The 20,398-nt window shown below is 67.9% G+C and carries 25 protein-coding genes; 20 read left to right on the top strand and 5 right to left on the bottom strand.

All coding sequences use genetic code 11. The features are described 5' to 3' along the window. The first annotated feature begins 12 nt into the window (after positions 1 to 12). The 5 genes from truA (at position 13) to ACR81A_RS11280 (ending at position 3,969) form a co-directional block, all read left to right on the top strand. Positions 13 to 903, top strand: a complete 891-nt coding sequence (gene truA / locus ACR81A_RS11300; protein ID WP_440311863.1) for a tRNA pseudouridine(38-40) synthase TruA — start codon at positions 13 to 15, stop codon at positions 901 to 903. Between the two features lie 184 nt (positions 904 to 1,087). Further along, positions 1,088 to 1,534, top strand: coding sequence for a 50S ribosomal protein L13 (gene rplM / locus ACR81A_RS11295; RefSeq protein ID WP_202381016.1), 447 nt, complete (start codon positions 1,088 to 1,090; stop codon positions 1,532 to 1,534). Between the two features lie 37 nt (positions 1,535 to 1,571). Further along, the gene (rpsI, locus tag ACR81A_RS11290; protein ID WP_202381017.1) at positions 1,572 to 2,051 is read left to right on the top strand and encodes a 30S ribosomal protein S9; all 480 of its coding nucleotides are present in this window, start codon (positions 1,572 to 1,574) and stop codon (positions 2,049 to 2,051) included. Positions 2,052 to 2,068: 17 nt separating this feature from the next. Further along, the gene (gene glmM, locus ACR81A_RS11285; protein WP_202381018.1) at positions 2,069 to 3,418 is read left to right on the top strand and encodes a phosphoglucosamine mutase; all 1,350 of its coding nucleotides are present in this window, start codon (positions 2,069 to 2,071) and stop codon (positions 3,416 to 3,418) included. 83 nt (positions 3,419 to 3,501) lie between these two features. Next, positions 3,502 to 3,969 (top strand): DUF3995 domain-containing protein, encoded by a 468-nt coding sequence (locus ACR81A_RS11280; protein ID WP_440311862.1) that lies wholly within the window; start codon positions 3,502 to 3,504, stop codon positions 3,967 to 3,969. Here ACR81A_RS11280 and coaA read toward each other — a convergent pair. Then, complete coding sequence (gene coaA, locus ACR81A_RS11275) at positions 3,964 to 5,013, bottom strand: type I pantothenate kinase (RefSeq protein WP_202381020.1); 1,050 nt, start codon at positions 5,011 to 5,013, stop codon at positions 3,964 to 3,966. The two genes, ACR81A_RS11280 and coaA, sit on opposite strands and share 6 nt — an antisense overlap. Before the next feature lie 31 nt (positions 5,014 to 5,044). On the opposite strand from coaA, the gene glmS reads away from it, so the two are divergent. The 8 genes from glmS to ACR81A_RS11235 all read left to right on the top strand — a co-directional run bounded on the left by glmS (position 5,045) and on the right by ACR81A_RS11235 (position 11,809). Continuing rightward, on the top strand, positions 5,045 to 6,895 hold the full coding sequence (glmS, locus tag ACR81A_RS11270; RefSeq protein WP_202381021.1) for a glutamine--fructose-6-phosphate transaminase (isomerizing): 1,851 nt from the start codon (positions 5,045 to 5,047) through the stop codon (positions 6,893 to 6,895). Then, positions 6,892 to 7,263: a holo-ACP synthase gene (locus tag ACR81A_RS11265; protein ID WP_202381022.1), complete on the top strand. Its 372-nt coding sequence runs from the start codon at positions 6,892 to 6,894 to the stop codon at positions 7,261 to 7,263. Before glmS ends, ACR81A_RS11265 begins: the two co-directional genes overlap by 4 nt. Continuing rightward, positions 7,260 to 8,426, top strand: coding sequence for an alanine racemase (gene alr, locus ACR81A_RS11260; protein ID WP_440311861.1), 1,167 nt, complete (start codon positions 7,260 to 7,262; stop codon positions 8,424 to 8,426). Before ACR81A_RS11265 ends, alr begins: the two co-directional genes overlap by 4 nt. Further along, the gene (gene tsaE, locus ACR81A_RS11255) at positions 8,423 to 8,926 is read left to right on the top strand and encodes a tRNA (adenosine(37)-N6)-threonylcarbamoyltransferase complex ATPase subunit type 1 TsaE (protein ID WP_440311860.1); all 504 of its coding nucleotides are present in this window, start codon (positions 8,423 to 8,425) and stop codon (positions 8,924 to 8,926) included. Before alr ends, tsaE begins: the two co-directional genes overlap by 4 nt. Beyond that, positions 8,923 to 9,570, top strand: coding sequence for a tRNA (adenosine(37)-N6)-threonylcarbamoyltransferase complex dimerization subunit type 1 TsaB (gene tsaB / locus ACR81A_RS11250; RefSeq protein WP_440311859.1), 648 nt, complete (start codon positions 8,923 to 8,925; stop codon positions 9,568 to 9,570). The genes tsaE and tsaB overlap by 4 nt, the downstream gene beginning before the upstream one ends. Further along, positions 9,567 to 10,055: a ribosomal protein S18-alanine N-acetyltransferase gene (gene rimI / locus ACR81A_RS11245; RefSeq protein ID WP_202381024.1), complete on the top strand. Its 489-nt coding sequence runs from the start codon at positions 9,567 to 9,569 to the stop codon at positions 10,053 to 10,055. Before tsaB ends, rimI begins: the two co-directional genes overlap by 4 nt. After that, positions 10,052 to 11,134 (top strand): tRNA (adenosine(37)-N6)-threonylcarbamoyltransferase complex transferase subunit TsaD, encoded by a 1,083-nt coding sequence (tsaD, locus tag ACR81A_RS11240; protein ID WP_202381025.1) that lies wholly within the window; start codon positions 10,052 to 10,054, stop codon positions 11,132 to 11,134. The genes rimI and tsaD overlap by 4 nt, the downstream gene beginning before the upstream one ends. A 123-nt stretch (positions 11,135 to 11,257) precedes the next feature. Next, entirely contained in the window at positions 11,258 to 11,809 is a 552-nt protein-coding gene (locus ACR81A_RS11235; RefSeq protein WP_440311858.1) for a DUF4190 domain-containing protein, read from the top strand. Between the two features lie 127 nt (positions 11,810 to 11,936). Here the strand turns inward: ACR81A_RS11235 and ACR81A_RS11230 are convergent, their stop codons facing one another. The 4 genes from ACR81A_RS11230 to ACR81A_RS11215 all read right to left on the bottom strand — a co-directional run bounded on the left by ACR81A_RS11230 (position 11,937) and on the right by ACR81A_RS11215 (position 14,336). After that, entirely contained in the window at positions 11,937 to 12,074 is a 138-nt protein-coding gene (locus ACR81A_RS11230) for a hypothetical protein (protein WP_440311857.1), read from the bottom strand. A 66-nt stretch (positions 12,075 to 12,140) separates the two neighbouring features. Next, complete coding sequence (locus tag ACR81A_RS11225) at positions 12,141 to 13,388, bottom strand: THUMP-like domain-containing protein (protein WP_420029080.1); 1,248 nt, start codon at positions 13,386 to 13,388, stop codon at positions 12,141 to 12,143. A 3-nt stretch (positions 13,389 to 13,391) separates the two neighbouring features. Then, positions 13,392 to 13,838 carry a DUF4190 domain-containing protein gene (locus ACR81A_RS11220; RefSeq protein WP_202381028.1) on the bottom strand — a complete coding sequence of 149 codons (447 nt, stop codon included), beginning with the start codon at positions 13,836 to 13,838 and terminating at the stop codon, positions 13,392 to 13,394. 9 nt (positions 13,839 to 13,847) lie between these two features. Continuing rightward, positions 13,848 to 14,336: a DUF4190 domain-containing protein gene (locus ACR81A_RS11215; RefSeq protein WP_440311856.1), complete on the bottom strand. Its 489-nt coding sequence runs from the start codon at positions 14,334 to 14,336 to the stop codon at positions 13,848 to 13,850. A gap of 269 nt (positions 14,337 to 14,605) precedes the next feature. Between ACR81A_RS11215 and groES the strand changes: the two genes are divergently transcribed. From groES to ACR81A_RS11180, 7 genes are all read left to right on the top strand, one after another. Further along, positions 14,606 to 14,902 carry a co-chaperone GroES gene (gene groES / locus ACR81A_RS11210; RefSeq protein ID WP_202381030.1) on the top strand — a complete coding sequence of 99 codons (297 nt, stop codon included), beginning with the start codon at positions 14,606 to 14,608 and terminating at the stop codon, positions 14,900 to 14,902. Positions 14,903 to 14,986: 84 nt separating this feature from the next. Beyond that, entirely contained in the window at positions 14,987 to 15,892 is a 906-nt protein-coding gene (gene rarD, locus ACR81A_RS11205) for an EamA family transporter RarD (RefSeq protein ID WP_202381031.1), read from the top strand. A 93-nt stretch (positions 15,893 to 15,985) separates the two neighbouring features. Further along, positions 15,986 to 16,975, top strand: coding sequence for an Lrp/AsnC family transcriptional regulator (locus ACR81A_RS11200; RefSeq protein ID WP_202381032.1), 990 nt, complete (start codon positions 15,986 to 15,988; stop codon positions 16,973 to 16,975). 111 nt (positions 16,976 to 17,086) lie between these two features. Further along, entirely contained in the window at positions 17,087 to 17,902 is an 816-nt protein-coding gene (locus ACR81A_RS11195; protein WP_440311855.1) for a gamma-glutamyl-gamma-aminobutyrate hydrolase family protein, read from the top strand. Positions 17,903 to 17,942: 40 nt separating this feature from the next. Continuing rightward, entirely contained in the window at positions 17,943 to 18,413 is a 471-nt protein-coding gene (locus ACR81A_RS11190; RefSeq protein WP_202381034.1) for a DUF3830 family protein, read from the top strand. A gap of 39 nt (positions 18,414 to 18,452) precedes the next feature. Then, positions 18,453 to 19,532 carry an extracellular solute-binding protein gene (locus ACR81A_RS11185; RefSeq protein ID WP_440311854.1) on the top strand — a complete coding sequence of 360 codons (1,080 nt, stop codon included), beginning with the start codon at positions 18,453 to 18,455 and terminating at the stop codon, positions 19,530 to 19,532. Then, positions 19,529 to 20,398 (top strand): ABC transporter permease, encoded by an 870-nt coding sequence (locus ACR81A_RS11180; RefSeq protein ID WP_202381036.1) that lies wholly within the window; start codon positions 19,529 to 19,531, stop codon positions 20,396 to 20,398. The genes ACR81A_RS11185 and ACR81A_RS11180 overlap by 4 nt, the downstream gene beginning before the upstream one ends.

Raw genomic sequence — 20,398 nt, 5'->3', positions numbered from 1 at the left:
CAGGATCGAGGGGTGAGCACCGAACCAGAAACCCCCACCGTGCGCGTGCGCCTCGACCTGGCGTACGACGGGACGGATTTTGCAGGCTGGGCGGCGCAGCCGGGCCTGCGCACGGTGCAGGGGGAACTCGAGCGCGCGCTCGGAGTGCTGCTTCGGGTGTCTGAGCCGCGCTTGACGGTTGGCGGGCGCACCGACGCTGGCGTGCACGCGCGCGGCCAGGTGGCGCACCTCGATGTGACCGCAGAACAGCTCGAGAAGTGGGGTGGCCGGGCCGCGTCAGAGCGCAGCGAGGCGGAGCTTGCGCGCCTGCGTGCTCGGAAGCTGAATGGTGTGCTGAAGCGCGGGGCGAGCGATATCGCGGTGCACTCGGTGCGCGTCGTGCCCGGCGCCTTCGATGCGCGCTTCGGCGCGCTGCGCCGCCGCTACGAGTACCGCCTGCGCGACGATGCCGCCCGCCGAGACCCGCTCACAGCGCGCTTCACCGCAGAGCTTGCCCACACGCTCGATCTCGAGGTGATGCAGCGCGCCGCGGATGAGCTGCTCGGCCTCAATGATTTCACCACGTTCTGCAAGGCGCGGGAGGGCGCCACCGCGGTGCGGGATCTGCTCTGCTTCGAGTGGCGACGCACCGATGACGGCGCGTACGCCGCCCGCATCGAGGCAGATGCCTTCTGCCACTCGATGGTGCGCGCAATTGTTGGTGCCGTGGTGGCGGTGGGGAGCGGACGCATCTCCGAGGAAGAACTCGCGGCACTTCGCGATGCCCGGGCACGCAGCAGCCGCTTCACGGTGATGCCGGCGCACGGGCTGTCCCTTGAAGAGATCGCGTACCCGGCGGACGCCGACCTTGCAGCGCGCGCCGAGCAAACCCGCGCCCGGCGCGACCCCCTCGGCGGCGAGTAGCTCTCTGCTTGGCGGGGAGCGGCTCCCGGCCCGGCAGTGGATGAACCCCGCGTGTGCTAAAGTTGATCCTTGGTGCGTAAGCATCCGATTTGTTGAGCCCTCCATCGCTCTGGCACCCTCCGGGGACCGGGCAGCGGAGTGGGATTCACGAAACACCTCCAATTCGACAGAAAGCAGCACGATAGTGACTCGCACTTATTCGCCGAAGGCCGCTGAGCAGAAGCACGACTGGATCGTCATCGACGCAACAGACGTGGTGCTCGGCCGTCTGGCATCGCACGCCGCAGCCCTGCTTCGCGGCAAGCACAAGACGACGTTCGCTCCCCACATGGACATGGGCGACTACGTCATCGTTGTGAACGCTGACAAGGTGGTCCTCACGGGCAACAAGGCAGCGAACAAGAAGGCCTACCGCCACTCGGGTTACCCGGGCGGCCTCCGCTCGATGAGCTACACCGAGCTGCTCGAGAAGAACCCCGAGCGCGCCGTTGAGAAGGCGATCCGCGGCATGCTGCCGAAGAACTCCCTCGGTGCAGACCTGTTCCGCAAGCTCAAGGTCTACAAGGGTGCAGAGCACCCGCACGCTGCTCAGCAGCCCACCCCGTACACCTTCGGCCAGGTCGCGCAGTAACTGCGCCCCAACGAGACATTCAGAGAGAGACTTCACAGTGACTGAAGAGCAGACCGTGGCCACCGAGAGCTACACCACCGAGACCCCGGCCTCGCAGGCCACCACCACGGCGCCCCGCCCGGCACTCACCGTCCCCGGTGCAGCTGTTGGTCGTCGCAAGCAGGCCATCGCTCGCGTGCGCCTCATCCCCGGCTCGGGCACGATGACCGTCAACGGTCGCGAGCTTGCCGAGTACTTCCCGAACAAGCTGCACCAGCAGCTCATCACGGATCCCTTCACCGTGCTCGAGCTCGGTGGCTCGTACGACGTGATCGCTCGCATCGTCGGCGGCGGCCCCTCGGGCCAGGCCGGTGCGCTGCGCCTCGCGATCGCTCGTGCGCTCAACGAGATCGACGCTGAGCACAACCGTCCCACCCTCAAGAAGGCTGGCTTCCTGAGCCGCGACGCTCGTATCAAGGAGCGCAAGAAGGCTGGTCTCAAGAAGGCCCGCAAGGCGCCTCAGTACTCGAAGCGCTAAGTCGGAATCCTTTTCCGATGGGACGCCTTTTTGGCACCGACGGGGTTCGGGGTCTGGCCGGGGTCGATGTGACCGCCGAGCTGGCCCTGAACCTCGCGGACGCTGCGGCTCTCGTTCTCGGGCGTTCTGCCCGGAGCGAGAGCCGTCGTGCTATCGCGGTCATTGCCCGCGATCCCCGGGTTTCGGGAGAGTTCATCTCGGCCGCGGTTGCGGCCGGGCTGGCCTCGGCCGGTGTCGACGTGCTCGACGCCGGCGTGATTCCGACCCCGGCCGCCGCGTACCTCGTCGCAGACACGGGCGCCGACTTCGGCGTGATGGTGTCGGCTTCGCACAACCCGGCTGCAGACAACGGAATCAAGTTCTTCGCCGAGGGCGGGCGTAAGCTCGCCGACGACATCGAGGACGAGATCGAAGCGGCGCTCGAGCGCCCGAGCATCGCGGTGACCGGCCGTGAGGTGGGGCGCATTCAGCGCTTTGCCGACGCGGAGGACCGCTACCTCGTGCACCTGCTGGGCACCCTCGAGGGGCTGAGCCTTGAGGGCCTGCACGTTGTGCTCGATTGCGCACACGGCGCCGCGGCGGGAATTTCGCCCGACGTGTTCACCGACGCGGGCGCAAAGGTCACGGTGATCGGCAACGATCCCGATGGCTTCAACATCAATGACGGTGTGGGCTCCACACACCTTGAACCGCTGATTGCGGCAGTCACCGAGCACGGCGCCGATCTCGGCATCGCGCACGACGGCGACGCGGACCGCTGCCTCGCGGTGGACGCAGACGGAAACGTCGTTGACGGCGATCGGATCATGGCGATTCTTGCGCTCTCGATGTCGGCACGCGGCAAGCTTGAGCAGAACACGCTCGTCGCGACCGTCATGTCGAACCTCGGCCTCAAGCTCGCGATGGCCGACAACGGCATCGACGTGGTCGAGACGGGAGTGGGCGACCGCTACGTGCTCGAGGCGATCAATGCGCACGGCTACTCGCTTGGCGGCGAGCAGTCGGGTCACGTCATTATGAGTGACTACGCAACCACCGGCGACGGCATCCTCACGGGGCTCCACATCGCCGCGGAGCTGAAGCGCACCGGCAAGACGCTCGCCGAGCTCGCGACGTGCATGCGCGTGTACCCGCAGGTACTCGTGAACGTGCGCGGTGTCGATCGCGCCGGCGTTGCCGGCGATGCCGTTCTGCAGCAGGCGGTGCACCAGGCCGAGCTCGCGCTGGGAGGCCAGGGTCGGGTGCTCCTACGCCCCTCGGGAACCGAGCCCGTCGTTCGCGTGATGGTCGAAGCTCAGCACGAGGACCAGGCGCAGAAGCTCGCCGATGACCTCGCGGCCATCGTTAAGGAGCGCCTCGCTGTTTAGTGCGCACGGGCCCGAGCACTCAATCTGATCGGGATCCCCGCCGCTCATGCCCCCATCGTCTCCGCGAGGAGTACGGTGGGGGCATGAGTGCTTTTCGGAGTGTTTCGCGACTGGTCAGCGGTGTGGGTCTCGGTGCGGTCGCCGCGCTGCACGCGGCATGGGCGAGCGGCTCAACCTGGCCAGCACGCAACCGTCAGGAGCTCGCCGAAGCCGTCGTGGGGAACCGCAACGCGCTGCCTGATCGGCGCGCCACTGCGGCCGTTGCAGGTATTGCGGGCGTCGCAGCGGTGACGACCGCCGGCGCGTTCGGCGAGAGCACCGCCGTTGTGCGCGGGCGACGCCTGGTCGGTGTCGCGCTGCTCGGCCGCGCAGCCCTCGGCGGCGACGTCGCACTCGCGCTGCTCGGAATGCCGTCAGCGGGGAAGCGATTCCTCGCGCTCGATGACCGCTGGTACCGCCCGCTGTGTGCGGTGCTGGGCGTTGCCGTACTCGCGGGGGCACGCCGCACGCGCAACGCATCCCCCGAAGGAACCGACTCGTCGCGCCTATAGCTTGCGGAGCAGCACCTTCTGCACCCGGTGGTTGGCTTCCTTGCGGAGCATGAGGGTGGCTCGCGCGCGGGTTGGCCGAATGTTCTCAATGAGATTCGGCTCGTTGATGTTGTTCCAGTACTCATCGGCGAGCGCCGACGCGACCTCGTCATCGATGCCCGCAAAGCGGCGGAAATGCGAGTTCGGGTTCGAGAACGCGGCCTCGCGGAGCCGGAGGAAACGGTTGCGATACCACTGATGGATGTCAGAGGTGCGTGCGTCGACGTACACCGAGAAGTCGAACAGATCGCTCACCGCGAGGGGGTGTTCCATCGACGCGGGCTGGAGCACGTTGAGGCCCTCGACAATGAGGATGTCGGGCTGACGCACCATCGTGTACTCGTCCGGCACGATGTCGTACAGCAGGTGGCTGTAGTGCGGCACCCGCACCTCGGCAACGCCGGCCTTCACCTGCGACACGAAACGCAGCAGCGCCCGACGATCGTACGACTCCGGGAAGCCCTTGCGGTGGCCGATGCCGCGGCGCTCAAGCTCGGCGTTCGGATAGAGGAAGCCATCGGTCGTGACGAGCTCTACGTTCGGCGTCTCCGGCCAGCGCGCGAGGAGGTCGCGCAGAATTCGCGCCACCGTCGACTTGCCCACGGCGACCGAGCCCGCGATGCCGATCACGAAGGGGCTCGGACGCTCGCCATTGCGCTGCAGAAAACCGCGCGTGCGCTGATGCATTTCGCGCGCAGCGATCGCGTACTGATTGATGAGCCGGCTGAGCGGTCGGTATACCTCGGAGACCTCGGCCATGTCGAGCGGCTCCCCAAGACCCCGAAACGCCGCGATCTCCGCCTCGGTGAGCGGCATTGGGGTCTCGCCCGCAAGGCGGGCCCACTCGTCGCGACCAATCTCGATGAAGGGCGAAGTGAACTCCGGGCGAACCAGCGCCTGAGTGTCCGTACTCGGCTCCTGTGGGTGTGTGCCCCCGCCACCCACGTCGGCGATGACGGGGATTGGACGTGTAAGCGGCTGCTGGGGTGAGTGGATCTCGGCCATTATCCACCCATCGTGCCATTAAACTGATGCCATGTGTGGAATCGTCGGATATGTCGGCCCAAATGATACGGTCGACGTTCTTATCAACGGACTGCGGCGTTTGGAGTACCGCGGCTACGACTCGGCGGGGATCGCCGTGGTTGATGACGACGGGGGTCTGACCGTCCGAAAGCGCTCGGGAAAGCTCGCGCGACTCGAGGAGCTCCTCGCGGACAGCCCGGTCTCTGCGTCCAACACGGGCATCGGGCACACCCGCTGGGCCACCCACGGCGGCCCGACGGATGAGAACGCTCACCCCCACCTCGGTGACGAGGGCAAGCTCGCGGTCATTCACAACGGCATCGTCGAGAACTTCGCTGAGCTGCGCGAGGAGCTCCTCGCCGACGGCATCGAGCTGCTCAGCGAGACCGACACCGAGGTGGTCGCTGGCCTGCTCGGCCGCGAGGTTGCCGCGACAGGCGACCTCGAAGCCGCCTTCCGTGCGGTCGTGAAGCGCCTGCACGGCACCTTCACCCTGCTCGCAACCCATCGCGACGAGCCAGGCAAGATTGTGGCGGCCCGCCACCACTCGCCCCTCGTCGTTGGGCTCGGCGACGGTGAGAACTTCCTCGGCTCGGACGTCGCGGCATTCGTCTCCTCGACCCGTCGCGCCGTGGCGGTCGACGAGGACAACATCGCCGTGATCACGCCCGAGGGTGTGCGCATCACCGACTTCGACGGCACCGAGGTGGAGTTCGAAGAGTACGAGGTGCAGTGGGATGCTGAGGCGGCCGACAAGGGTGGCTGGTCGTCCTTCATGGCGAAGGAGATCAACGAGCAGCCCGAGGCGATCGCCAACACCATTCGCGGCCGCATCGTCGACGGGCATGTCGAGGTGCCGGAGCTCACCGAGCTCGGCGCTGAGCGCCTGCAGAACGTCGACCGGATTGTCATCATCGCCTGCGGTACCGCATCGTACGCCGGCATGATCGGCGCCTACGCGATTGAGCAGTGGGCCCGCATCCCCGTTGAGGTGCAGCTCAGCCACGAGTTCCGCTACCGGGATCCCGTGCTCAGTGAGCGCACGATGGTCATCTCCGTGAGCCAATCGGGCGAGACCATGGACACGCTCATGGCTGTGAAGTACGCAATCGAGCGCGGCGTCACCACCGTGTCGGTGTGCAACACGCAGTCGGCCACGATCCCGCGCGAGTCTGATGCTGCGGTCTACACGCACGCCGGCCCCGAGGTCGCGGTGGCCTCGACGAAGGCGTTTGTTGCGCAGATCACGGCGCTGTACCTGATCGGCCTGCACCTGGGAAAGGTGCGTGGCACGCTGTCGGCTGAGGACGAAGCGGAAGCCGTGCGCCAGTTCGAGGCACTGCCCGAGAAGATGGCAGAGGCCGTCGCGACCCACGAGCAGATCGCGCAGCTCGCGCACTGGATGGCGGACACCCGCTCGGTGCTCTTCCTCGGCCGCCACGTGGGCTACCCCGCCGCGCTCGAGGGCGCGCTGAAGCTGAAGGAGATCGCCTACATCCACGCCGAGGGCTTCGCGGCGGGCGAGCTGAAGCACGGCCCGATCGCGCTGATCGACCACGGCCAGCCCGTGTTCGTGCTCGTGCCGAGCCCCCGCACCTCGCCGCTCATGCACGCGAAGGTGGTGTCGAACATCCAGGAAATCCGCGCCCGCGGCGCCCGCGTGATCGCGATCGTGGAGACCGGCGATACCGCGGTGCTGCCCTTCGCGGACGACGTCGTACGGATCCCGCTCTCGGACGCGCTGTTCGACCCGATCCTGCAGGTGGTTCCGCTGCAGTGGTTCGCGCTCGAGCTCTCCACCGCGAAGGGGCTCGATGTTGATCAGCCCCGCAACCTCGCGAAGTCGGTCACGGTCGAGTGATTATTGGCATCGGGGTCGACACCGTCGACATCGCGCGCTTCGAGCGACAGCTTGAGCGCACGCCGGCGCTGCGCGCACGCCTCTTTACCGAGGCCGAGCGTGAGCTGTCGACCCCGTCGCTTGCGGCGCGATTCGCCGCGAAGGAGGCGCTCATCAAGGCGCTCGGGGGGTCTGACGGTGTGAGCTGGCAGGATCTCGAGATTCGTCGCGGCCCCGAGCGTGCGCCGGTCTTCGCCGCGACGCCCGGGCTCGCGGCAGCGCTAAGCCGTCGCGGCGCGGACCGCAGCCACGTCTCGCTCACCCACGATGGGGGAGTGGCCACCGCGTTCGTGGTCGTTGAACGCACCGAGGGGAAGCAGGAGACATGAGATCCGGATCCATGCGAGTCGCTGAAATCTCGCTTCCCGCCATTCGGCACAACGTACGACGGGTGCGCGAGCTGACCGGCGGGGCCGTCATCGTGGTGGTGAAGGCCGGAGGCTACGGTCACGGGGCCGCGATCACCGCCAACGCTGCCTTTGCGGCGGGTGCGACCATCGTCGCGACCGCGGACCTCGAGGAAGCGCTCGCGCTGCGTGACGCCGGCGTGACCGGCCCACTCTTGTGCTGGCTGCATGGCGTGCGCGCCGACTTCGGGGAGGCCGTCGACGCTGGGATCGAGATCGGTGTCAGCACCCTTGAGCAGCTCGAACGGCTCGGCGCAGCAGCGGCCGAGCGCGGATCCCAAGCTGTCGCGCAGCTGAAGGTCGATACGGGGCTTAGCCGCAATGGCTCGTGCCCCGACGACTGGCCCGTGATCTTCGCCCGCGCGGCCGAGCTCGAAGCCGAAGGCCTCGTGCGTGTGCGCGGTATCTTCAGCCACCTCGCGAACGCCGGGGACGAAGCCGACCGCGCGCAGGCCACACGCTTCGACGAGGCAATCGAGCTGTTGCGGCAGGCCGGAATTGATCCCGAGCTGCGGCACCTCGCCGCGAGCGCTGCGACGTTCTCGTCTCCGCACCTCCATTACAACGCCGTGCGCGTGGGGGTCACCGCCTACGGGCTCAGCCCCTTTGCCGACAAGACCTCGGCGCAGTTGGGCCTCATCCCCGCAATGACGCTGCGCTCCGAGATCATTGCGCTGCGCGGCGTGCCCGCGGGCACCGGGGTCTCGTATGGCTTCAACCATGTGTGCGAGGCGGCGACCACGCTGGCGCTCGTGCCCATGGGCTACGCCGACGGGATGCCGCGCGCGCTCAACGGCTCGGGTGCCTGGGTTACGGTTGCGGGCGAGCCACGCCCCATCGTTGGCCGCATCGGCATGGACCAGTTCATTATCGACGTTGGCCCACTCGCCGGGCGTCTGAGCCTCGGCGATCCGGTGGTGCTCTTTGGCGATCCCGAGCAGGGGTTTCCGCCGGTGGAGATCTGGTCGGGCCTCATGCGCACGATCAACTACGAGATCATCGCGAGCATCGGGCCGCGCGTGATCCGCGTGCCCATTGACGGACCAGACCGTAACCCGGCGGCGGACGCAGAGGCGCGCGCATGACGCTGGGCGCATCCCGCACGACGATCCATCACGTGGCCGACCCCGATGCAATGCACGAGCTCGGGCTGCGGCTCGGACGCGTGCTGCGCGCGGGCGACCTACTCATCCTCACCGGCCCGCTCGGCGCGGGGAAGACGACCCTCACTCGCGGCATCGGCGAGGGGCTCGAGGTGCGAGGATCCGTGCAGAGCCCGACCTTTGTGCTCGCACGAACGCACCCCTCGCTTGTCGGCGGCGCGCCGCTTGTACACGTCGACGCTTACCGCCTGGCCGACGCGGACGAGCTCGACGACCTCGACCTCGATTTCGAGGGTTCCGTCGTGGTGGCGGAGTGGGGCGCCGGTTTTGTGGACACCCGCGAGTCGTGGGTGGAAGCGGTGATTGAGCGTCCGCGCGGGGCGGACGACGAGATAGAAACGGACTGGTCGGAGGCGCCCGTGGAGGCGCGCACCGTCACCATCACCTGGACTGGCCCGCGCTGGGCCGAGGAGACACTGTGATTCTCACTGACGTGCCGGAGCTCGGCTCGCACGTATTGCTCGCGATCGATACCGCCATCGGCACGACCGTTGCGCTCGGCGCTGGCGGACGCGTGTGGAGCGCCGAGAGCGAGAACGCGCGGGGCCACGCGGAAGCGATTGGCACTCTGCTGCTCGACGTCTTCGAGGAGAGCGGTGTTGCACCTGCGCGCGTCACCGGGGTCGTCGCGGGCGTGGGGCCCGGGCCGTTCACCGGGCTGCGCGTGGGCATCGCGGCGGCGCAGGCATTTGCGCTTGGCCGCGGCGTGCCCCTGCTGCCGGTTGAGGGGCACGAGGCCGTGGCGCTCGCCGAGCTCGAGCGCGGGGCGACCGCGGGCGTGCGCGTCGTGCAGGATGCGCGGCGACGCGAGCTCTTCGTCACCGAGTATTCCGGGCTCGACTGGGCGGGCGTTCCCGTCCGCACCGCCGGCCCCGGGCTGTGCGCGCGCGCTGACTACGTTCCCGTCGCCAACGAAGTGTGGCCCGAACGAATCCCTGGTGCCCCGCTGATCGGGATCGCTGCGCGTCGCCTCGCCGCCGGGCAGGAGTTCACGGATACGCAGGCGCGCTACCTCCGCGCTCCCGATGTGGCCCAGCCGGGAGCGCCGAAGCGAGTGAGCACGTGAGCGAGCCCGACACCGAGGCGGCCGCGGCACCGGCGCTGCGCCCCGCGACTGCGGCCGACGTCGATGCGATCTTCGCGCTTGAGTCGAGCTTGTTCGCGAACGACGCGTGGAGCCGCTCGATGCTGCACGACGAGCTCACGGGGGAGCTGCGCCACTATTTCGTGCTCACCGCCGCCGACAGCTCGACGATTCTCGGCTACGCCGGGCTGCTGGTCGTCGGCACCGAAGCGGACGTGCAGACGATCGCGGTGTCGCCCGAGGTGCGTGGCACGGGGCAGGGGCGACGGCTTATGGACACCCTGCTCCGGGTCGCTGCCGAAGCCGGCGCCCGCGAGGTGTTCCTCGAGGTGCGCGCCGACAACCCCGTGGCGCGCGGTTTGTATGCTTCCCTGGGCTTCGCCGAGATCGGTGTACGGCCCCGTTATTACCAGCCGGATGGCGTCGATGCGATCGTCATGCGGCACGAACTGAAGGAAACACGATGAGCGCCCGCGAACCCCTCGTCCTCGGCATCGAGACGAGCTGCGATGAGACCGGCGTCGGGATCGTTCGCGGTCGGACGCTGCTTGCCAACGAGATTGCATCGTCGATGGACGAGCACGCGCGCTTCGGCGGTGTGGTACCCGAGGTTGCGGCCCGCGCCCACCTCGAGGCGATGAGCCCCACGATCGAGCGCGCGCTCGAGACTGCTGGGGTGCGGCTCGAGGAGCTCGACGCGATCGCGGTGACGAGCGGGCCCGGGCTCGCGGGCGCACTGATGGTGGGCGTCGCGGCCGCGAAGGCGCTTGCCGTATCGCTCGGCAAGCCCCTCTACGCCGTGAACCACCTGGTCGGCCACGTCGGGGCTGACCTGCTGCAGGGCGAGGGACTGCGCCCGGTAGTCGGCACGGTGGGGGAGTTCGAGCTCCCTACGATTGCCCTGCTCGTGTCCGGCGGACACACCTCGTTGCTCCTTGTGCGTGACCTCGTGGGCGATGTCGAGTTGCTCGGTGAGACCATCGACGACGCCGCAGGTGAGGCATTTGACAAAGTCGCGCGTCTCCTCGGGCTGCCCTACCCAGGTGGCCCCCACATCGACCGGGTCGCCGCGGAAGGCAACCCAGAGGCGATCCGCTTCCCCCGAGGGCTGTCGCTGCCGAAAGACATGGCGAAGCACCGCTACGACTTTTCCTTCTCCGGGCTCAAAACCTCGGTGGCGCGCTGGGTAGAGAAGCACGAGGCGACGGGCGAGCCCGTTCCCGTGGGCGACGTCGCAGCGAGCTTCCGTGAGGCGGTCGCGGACGTGCTGTTGACCAAGGCCGTTGCGGCATGCCAGGATCTCGGGGTGCCGCGGCTGCTGCTCGGTGGCGGAGTGGTCGCAAACGCGCGCATTCGTGAGCTTGCTGCCGAACGCACGGCAGCGGCCGGGATCGAGCTGCGCGTGCCGCCGCTCTCGCTCTGCACCGACAACGGGGCGATGATCGCCTCGCTGGGCGCGCAGCTCGTCGCCGCAGGTCACGCCCCCTCGGGGCTCGATTTTGGCGCCGACTCCACGCTCCCAGTGCAGCAGATTCAGGTGGCGTAGGCGCAATTTGCGCAGGAAATTTCGCTTTTTCGTTCGAAAACGTTGTTTTTGCGTTCCCTGAGTCTAGGCTGAGAGTACGGAAACCGGCGGCATGCCGCCGCGATCACCGACTGAAGGAGCACCATGTCTGAGAACCTGCCCGGCAACGACCCCACCCAGCCGCCCGTGCCGCCCCAGGCACCCACCACCCCGCCCCAGGCACCCGCGGCGCCCGAGCAGGGCGCACCGGTCCCGCCACAGGCGCCGCCCGTGCCCCCGCAGGGAGCACCGGCGTACGGTCAGGCGAGCGCGCCCCAGGGCTACCCGCAGGCCGCACCGCAGGGCTACACGCAGGGCGGCTACGCGCAGCCCCAGTCGAAGGGTCTCGCAATCGCGGGCATGGTGCTCGGCATCGTGGGCCTCGTGCTTTCGGTCGTGCTGTTCTTCCTGCCCGGTTTCGGCCCGCTGCTCGGCGTCGTGGGCATCGTGCTCAGCATCGTCGCGCTCGTGAAGAAGCAGTCGAAGGCGATGGCCATCACCGGCCTCATCACCGGCGCGCTGGCGATCATCGTCGGCATCATCGTCTGGATCATCCTTCTTGCGGGCTTCTCGCAGATCGCTAACGATCCCGACTTCCAGCAGCAGCTCGAGCAGCAGTTGCAGGAGCTCGAAGAGCAGAGCCAGACGCAGGAGTAGTCTCCCGCGCACGCAACGGGCCCGGGGCGATTCCCCGGGCCCGTTTTGTGTTTTTCTCCCGCGGGGTCAGAGGCTGAACGCTCCGGGGAGCTTGCCTAAACGGCGCTCGACGCGCACCTCCCACTCGTCACTCGGCGCGAGTCGTGTCGCGATAGTCGCGCGCGAAGATGTTCACTACCATCTGTCCATCGCTCGCGCGCTTGCCGCGCTCGTGCCCGTCGATGCTGCCGAGGCCTCGCGCGTCGAGCACTGCATCGAGCCACACGCTCGGCGCACCTGGTATCAGGTGTGAGCCCAGTCTCGCTGAGTTTCCCTGCGCGGCCATTGGCGGTTACGGTTCGCAGCGCTCCGCAAGGATCGCGACATGGGCCCCGTCTGCACGGGTGAGGATGAGCGTGCCACGATTCGGCCCGCGAAGCTTGAGCCGGGTGCGCAGCGCCGCTGGATCCACATCTGCCCCGCGCTTTTTGATCTCCAGCGTGCCGATACCGCGCTCGGCCAGAGCCTTCCGCAATTCCTTCTCGCGGACGGGCAGCTCCGCGACCACGCGGAACGCCTGGGCAAACGGGGTGGGGGCGAGCCGGTCCGCCGTCAGGTATGCGATCCCGGGGCTCAGCATCCCGGCGCCGAGTTGGCGTGCCAGCATGCCGATCAACCGGGCACGGATCACCGCGCCATCGGGCTCGTAGAGGTACGTGCCGAGCGGGCGAACCTCCGCGTCGAGCGTGTCCGCGGGTGCGGCAAGCTCGTGGGCGCGTTCTCCGCGGATGACCAGCGCGGAGCGGAGCGCGTTCGGACGCGCGAGTGGGCCGAACCAGAGCCCCGTTTCAACGAGTTGCCCATCGACCGAGACCCACTGCGCCTCCGCGGTATCCGGGATGAGTTCGCGGTCGAGGCCTGGTCCGAGCTTGATGCCAGTGGGGAGCCGCTCGGCAAGACCGAACGCGAAGCTCAGACTGGGGGAGTAATCGTCGGGAGAAGCGACGCGGCGGGTATCCGAATGCCCGGCCGTGCGCCGCGCCGGGTCGAGGAAGACGCCGTCGGCGTCTGCTGCCCCGAGCTGTTCCGCATCACCGACGCGAACCTGCGGCGCGGGGAGCCTGAAATGCGCTGCCGCGATCCCAAGATTGTGCTCCGCGATACGCGCAGTGAACGGATCGAGCTCGACGGCGAGCGGCGAAATGCCCGCGCTGATGAGCGCCATTGACTCGGTGCCGATGCCGCAGCCGAGATCAGCCACCCGCGTGCACCCGGCGTCCCGGAAGCGCGCGGCATGCCGGGCCGCAACGGCACGACGCGTCGCTTGTTCGAGGCCCGCGGGGGTAAAGAGCAGCGACAGCGCCAGCTCGCCGAGCTTCGCCTGCGCCTTCAATCGCAGTTGTGCCTGCGTGAGTACCGCGGCCGTGTGCTCGGCGGCGAGCCCGTCTTTGCGGAGCTGCGTGTTGAGCCGAGCGGCATCCACTCCCGCGGCGAGGGCACCCACAGCGCGTCCCAGGGCGTCGACACCTGCGGTAGTGAACAGGAAGTCCCAGCCGGGAGGCACCGTTGATGCTGCGGCGGGGGAGAGCGGGCCAGGCACTGACTACATACTCGAGCCGGCGGCAGCGATGACCCCGACCCAGACGATGAACGCGATGAGAATCGCCCAGAACGCAACCTGGATGTACCCCAGCACGAGCGCGGTGACGGCGAGCCCGCGGCCGCCCTCGCCGGTACGACGAATCTGGTTCATGCTCAGATGGCCGAGCACCACCGGGACAACGAATGGCGCCACGAAGGCAGAGATCAGCGCGAGGATCGCGAGCGTGTTCGTGGGCGGCGCAGCGGCGGCGACGGGAACGTAGTAGGGCACCGCGTACGGCTGTTCAGCGGCCTGGTACGCGGGCTGCTGCGTGTGGTCGGCCTGCGCGGCCGTGTACTGCTGCGGCGCCACGTACTGCGGAGCGGCGTACTGCGGCGGAGCGTACTGCGGCGCCTGCGGCTGCTGCGGCACCTGCTCGGGATCCCCTGCGGGAAGGTTCTGGCTCACGGTGAATCCCTAGTAGCTGTACCCGGAGTAGCCGGCGTAGTCGCCGCCCACCGCGGCGATCGCGAACGCAATGAAACCGATGTAAAGCACGAAGAACAGGACGAGGAACACGATCGCGGCGTACCCGATCACGAGGCCGGTGATGGCGAGCCCGCGGCCCGCGTCGCCCGTGCGCTTGATCTGGCTGAGGCTCATGTGGCCAAACACCACACCCGCAATCGGCGCCATGAACGCGAGCAGGATCGCGAGTACGGCATACGTGTTGGTCTGCGCGAGCGTGGTGCCGCGCGGAGCCTGGGCGGGAGCGGGAGCCGCCGCGCGGTAGACGGGCTGGCCCGCCGCCGGGTATGCGGGCTGGCCAACCGGGGCCTGCGCGGCGTACGCGGGAACACCGGGCTGCAGCGGGACGGTCGGCTGAGCCGCGGTCGGCTGCGCTGCCGTCGGCTGTGCGGCGTTCGGCTGTGCGGCGTGGGGCTCAGGGGTGTTGGGGGTAGACATCGGTTCTCCTCGGGACGCGTGTCGAGGCTTGGGATCCGTGCCGTGGTCCCCTCGCCCTGTTCTTCCCACCATTCTACCGCCGCGTTTCTGCACGGCGCATGGGGTCGAGCCGTGAATCACCCCACCCCGTGCTGTGTGCGTTCGCTTGGAGCGATCCGCACAGTTGGCACTCCCCTTGCAGGAGTGCCAATGTGCGTCCTAGACTCGATGGCAGACGCGCTCGCATCGGGCGGGCGCGAGAACTTTCGCACACTGGAAAGAGGTCAACTGTGTCGGTTGCCATCAAGCCGCTCGAGGATCGCATCGTTATCAAGCAGGTCGAGGCTGAGCAGACCACCGCCTCCGGTCTCGTGATCCCTGACAGCGCCAAGGAGAAGCCCCAGGAGGGCGAGGTCGTTGCAGTCGGCCCCGGCCGCGTGTCTGACAGCGGCACCCGCATCCCCCTCGACGTCGCCGTGGGCGACGTGGTGATCTACTCGAAGTTCGGCGGCACCGAGGTCAAGGTGTCGGGCGACGATTACCTCGTGCTCTCGGCACGCGATATCCTCGCAGTCGTTACGCGCTAAGCGCTTTTCGTTCTGCACTCCGGGGCCGACGCGTTTCGCGTCGGCCCCGGTTTTATTGTTTGCGCTTCACTCGACAGGAACCCCGTGCCCGTAGTTGCTCCTCGCGGAGAGTCCCAGCGCGGACTCCTCGCTGCCCTCGCCGCCTACACCCTCTGGGGTTTCCTGCCGCTCTACTTCGTGCTGCTGGTGGGCATCAACGCGTTCGAGATCGTCGCGTGGCGGATCTTGCTCACGCTCGTGTTCTGCGCGATCCTCATCACCGTGCTTCGCCAGTGGGGAGAGGTGGGACGCGTGCTGCGCGACGGCCGACTCCTCGGGCGGCTCGCCCTCGCCGGAGCGGTGATCTACGTGAACTGGCAGACGTATGTGCTGGCGTCAACGTCAGGACACGTGCTTGATGCGTCGCTCGGGTACTTCATCAACCCGGTGGTCACGATCCTGTTGGCCGTGCTGCTGCTTGGCGAGCGGCTGGGCCGCGTGCAGTGGATCGCGCTTGGCGCCACGGTGGTCGCGTTTGTCATCATCGCGGTGGGGTACGGCACCTTCCCGTGGGTGGCGCTCGTGCTCGCGCTGTCCTTCGGCTACTACGGATTTGTGAAGAAAGATGTGGGCGGCCGTGTTGCCGCGCTGCCGGGGCTCTTCGTCGAAACTCTCGTGCTCACGCCGATCGCGCTGATCGTGCTCGCAGTGCTCGGCGCCACGCGCGGACTCGACGCGCTGAGCGCTCCGCCCGCGGAAGTGTGGATTCTCTCCGGAGCGGGGATCGCGACCGCGGTGCCGCTGCTCCTGTTCGCCGCGAGCGCGCGCAGGATCTCGCTCACGGCGCTCGGCTTCGCGCAGTATCTTGCGCCCAGCATCATGTTCCTGGTGGGCTGGTTGATCCTCGGCGAGCACATTCCGGTCGCGCGCTGGATCGGCTTCGCGGTGGTGTGGGGCGCGCTGATTGTGCTGTCGGTCGAGACGCTTCGCGCGGGCAGGCGGAGACCGTAGCGACGGGCACGGCGCCCGCCGGGCCCGCCGCCCGCCCGCTAATGTGGTGGGCGAACGGGGCGGCGATGGCCCCGCCAAGCGCCAAGGAGCCCAATGACGCCGCTGCCAGATTCCTGGGACGAGACTGATCGCCAGATCGCGGCGGTGCTGCAAATCTCTGGTCGCGCATCTTGGGGCGCGGTCGCGCGACTCCTGGAGCTGCCCGAGCGCACGGTGGCGCGCCGGGGCCAGCGACTCATCGACCTCGGGGTGATTAAGGTCTCCACCTATCTCGATGCGACCACCGTGTACCAGGCGCGCTCGGTGGTGGTGCGTGTGCGCACCGCGGCGGGCGCCGCGCGAACGGTCGCGGCGGCGATCGCGGGGCGCGCTGATGCCTCCTCCGTCTCGGTGCTTGAGGGGGCACGGCAGGTGGTCGCGCTGCTCATCCTCTCCGAACCGGAACGGGTGGCCGATGTGCTCCTCGACGAACTCCCCGCGATACCCGGTGTGCTGGATTCTGAGGCGATGACCGTACTCCGCCCCTACCGCTCCGGCTATGACTGGATGATGACGAATACGATCTCGCCCGAGGTGCGTGCGCAGGCGGAGGCGGAGACGCTCGCCGCGCTGCAGGAGGACGCCGAACCCGTGGCCGACCTCACGGAGCAGGACGAGCGGCTGATCGCGCTGCTCGCCGAGGATGGCCGTATGCCGGCCACGCGCCTCGCGGAGCGGCTGGACGCGAAAACCGGAGTCGTGCGCCGCCGGGTGGAACAGCTCATTGCCACCGGCACGCTGCGCGTGCGCGCCGAAGTGCTTCCCGGGGTGTTCGGGCTGCGCGTGGAGGCAATGGTCTGGCTGCGCGTGCCGCCCGGGCGGGTGGACGATGTGGGCCGGCGGCTCGCCGCCTCGGGGGAGGTGCGCTTCTGCTCGGCGGTGTCCGGTGAGTACCAGCTGATGGTGGACGTGCTGGCGCGGGGCGAAGAAGCGCTGCTCGAGTTCCTTGCTGGTGTTCTCCGAGAGTTCGAGGGTGCCCAGATCGGTGATCTCTCGCTGGTTCTTGCCCCCGTGCGTCGCGGGCCGCTCAGCCTCACCACTTGAATAGTCTGCCAATCAATTTCCAACAGAGTGAAAACTTCGACATTGTAAATTCATAATTTGCAATTCTCGGCCAATCGTGATGAGATGCTCTCAGTCAACGATTGGTCAACAATGCCCACTTCTTCGCACTCCCTCTCCAGCCGGGATCAGGCAGCACTCGCAGCTGAGCGCGCCCCGATCATCGGCATCACGGTGTGGCGCCGTACCCTTCCGACCTACCTCGGCGAGCGCACGGATCTCTTCACCCTCGGAACCGAGTACGCGGCGCGCGTCGCCGCGGCCGGCGGCGTCCCGCTGCTGCTCGCTCCCGTGGCGGATGAGCACGTGCCCGCACTCCTGTCGCGCATCGACGGCCTCCTGCTGTCCGGTGGTCAGGACCTCACCCGCGAGCTGCGCGGCCTCGAGCCGAGCGCGGTGGAGGCCGCGGACACCGATCCCGAGCGAGACGCGTTCGAGCGGGCCCTGCTGCTCGGTGCTCAGGAGCGAGAGCTGCCAGTCCTTGGCATCTGTCGCGGCCTGCAGCTGACGAACGTGGTGCTCGGCGGCACACTCATCGAAGACATTCCGCGCACAGCGGTGCACCCCGCGCAGGACACTCCCGAGGCGTTCCTTGGGGACCGTCACGAGGTTGCCTTCGCCGCGGGGAGCGCCCTCGCCGCCGTGTACGGCACGGCGTCGCGCGAGGTGAACACGATCCACCACCAGGCAATCGACGCGGTTGCGGATGGTCTGGTGGTCAGCGCCCGCGCCGCAGACGGCATTGCCGAGGCCGCCGAGTCGACGTCTGACGCCTGGCCGTTTCTCGGGGTGCAGTGGCACCCCGAGAAACTGACCGCGCCGGACGAGGTCGCCGCAGAGGCGCAGCTCTTCACCGGCTTCGTGGCAACCGCCGCCGCATTCGCTGCTCGGACGCACCCCGCCGCCTAGCGCCGCACACTTCCCCTCCCACAACACGAGAAAGAACAGAATGACGAAGCAGATCTCCCTCACCTTCCCCAACGGCGCGAAGGCCATCGCAGAGCTCAACCTGGACAACGCGCCCGTCACTGCGCAGACGATCTGGGACGCGCTCGAGCAGCCCGTCGAGGTGCTCGCGGTGCACGCCGCCTTCGCGGGCCCCGAGATCATGACCGGTCTGCCTGAGTCGGCACAGAACTTCGACCCCGAGTCGATCCCGGTCGAGAACCAGACCTGTTTCCCCGCCGCGGGTGACCTGCTCTGGTACTATCAGGCTCCCAACCAGATGAAGAACATGTCCGAGGATCTCTGGGAGATCGGCGTGTTCTACGGCGACGGCGGCCGCATCTTCGGCCCGCTCGGCTGGACGCCCTGCAACATCTTCGCCTCGATCACCGAGGGCCTCGATGAGTTCGCAGCCGCGTGCGCGAACACCCGCATCGACGGCGCCAAGACCATCACCATTGCCCGCGTGAACTAACCACGCACCACCCCACCCTCAGTTCGAAAGAAGTCAGTCATGAAAAAAGCAGTGTCGCTTATCGCGATGGCCGGTGCCGTCGCTCTGGCCCTCACGGGTTGCTCCTCAGGGTCCGCCCCGGAGAGCGGTTCGAAGGACCAGCCCTTCGCTGGCCAGACCATCGTCGTCAACTCCTTCGGGGGCGACTACGAGGCCACGCTTCAGGAAGCGGTAATCGAGCCGTTCGAGGCAGAGACCGGAGCCAAGGTCGAGGTGGTGACTGCGTACAGCGCTGACGCGCTCGCGCAGCTCACGGCGCAGAAGGGCAAGCCGCAGCTGGACGTCGTGACGTTCTCGGGTGGCCAGGAGGTCGTTGCGGCGGCCGATGGACTGCTCGCTCCCATTGCGGAGACGGACATTGAGGGTGCCGCGGACCTCGTTCCCACCGCGCTTGACGGCGTGAAGCGCGGTGAGGGCGAGGGCCCCGTGATCCAGATTGCTCCGATGGGGCTCATCTACCTGAAGGATCAGGTGAAGGACGCTCCCACCTCGTGGGACGCGGTGCTTGACCCGAAGTTTGCGGGCCACGTTGCCCTCACCGACTTCTCAAACTCCTACGGCCTGCTCACCTTCCTCGCGATGAACGCGAAGCTTGGCGGCAGCACGGATGACGTGCAGCCCGGCCTCGACGCAGTCGGCGGCCTCCTCGCGAAGAACGACGCCGTCGTGACCGCAACGAGCCCCGAGATCCAGCAAGCGTTCACCCAGCGCGACATCTGGCTGGCGCCCTACGCGCAGGACTACGCCTACACGCTCACGAAGGCCGGCCTGAACGTCGGCTTCACGGTGCCCGAGAACAGCCCCGCCTCGTACATCACGGCGAACGTCGTTGCAGGAACCGGCAAGGAAGACCTCGCGACCGCGTTCGTGAACTACCAGCTGCGCCCCGAGGTGCAGCTCGCCTGGGCAGACGCGCTCCGCTACTCGCCCACGAACATGACGGTGGAGATCCCCGCCGAGTTCGCGGAAGAGGTCATCGCGGGTGAGGGCCTCACCGGGCTCGTCCGCTTCGACCCGACCGAGATCGACGCGAAGCGCGCCGAGTGGGTCAAGGCCTGGAACGCACTCGTCGCCTCATGACCCAGCCGCTTCATCTCGCATCGCGCTCCAGCCGCGGACGTCAGCGTCCGTGGCTGGAGCCGCTGCTCCTGCTCGCTCCCGCGATCGTGCTCATGCTCATCGGCTTCTTCTTGCCGGTGCTGCAAATGCTGCTCTCCTCCGTGACGAGCGTGCAGGGCGTGGCGGGATTCTCCCTCGGCAACTACGCCGAGGTCTTCCAGAGCGACTACTACCTGTCGGCGATGGGACGCTCTCTTCGCCTGTCGCTCATCCAGACCGCGATCACCCTGGTGCTCGCGCTGCCGCTGTCCTACCTCATGACGCGCGTCTCCGGCCGCGTCTCGAGCATCCTGATGGCCGTGATCATCCTCCCGCTCATGACGAGCGTCGTGGTGCGCACCTTCGGCTGGGTCGTGCTGCTCGCGCCCAACAGCTGGCTCGGCCAGTTCGCAAAGAGCCTTGATCCTGTTGCGTACGGGCAGGGGCTGCTCGGAACCGAGGCCGGCATCGTCATCTCGATGGTGCAGGTGCTGCTGCCGTTCGCCGTGCTCACGCTGTACGGCGTGATGCAGTCGATTGATCCCAAGCTCGAAGAAGCCGCGCGCACGATGGGAGCTGGATTCCTCCGCACCCTCCGCACGGTCGTCTTCCCCCTGTCGCTTCCCGGCCTGGTTGCGGGCGCCACCCTGGTGTTCGCGCTTTCGGTCAGCTCATTCATCACCCCGCGCCTCGTGGGCGGCTCGCGCCTCCCGGTACTTGCCGGCACGATCTACAACGACGCGACGGTGAACCTCGACTGGCCCTTTGCTGCGGCGCAGTCGACCCTGCTCTTCCTTGCGGTCGTGATGCTGATCTTCGCGACCTCCCGCATCGGATCGAGGAAATAA

It is taken from the genome of Leucobacter chromiireducens (genome assembly GCF_051993095.1).
GTDB classification, from domain to species: Bacteria; Actinomycetota; Actinomycetes; order Actinomycetales; family Microbacteriaceae; genus Leucobacter; species Leucobacter chromiireducens.
The sequence above is the reverse complement of the archived record's forward strand: the minus strand, read 5'-3'. Positions and strand labels throughout refer to the sequence as shown.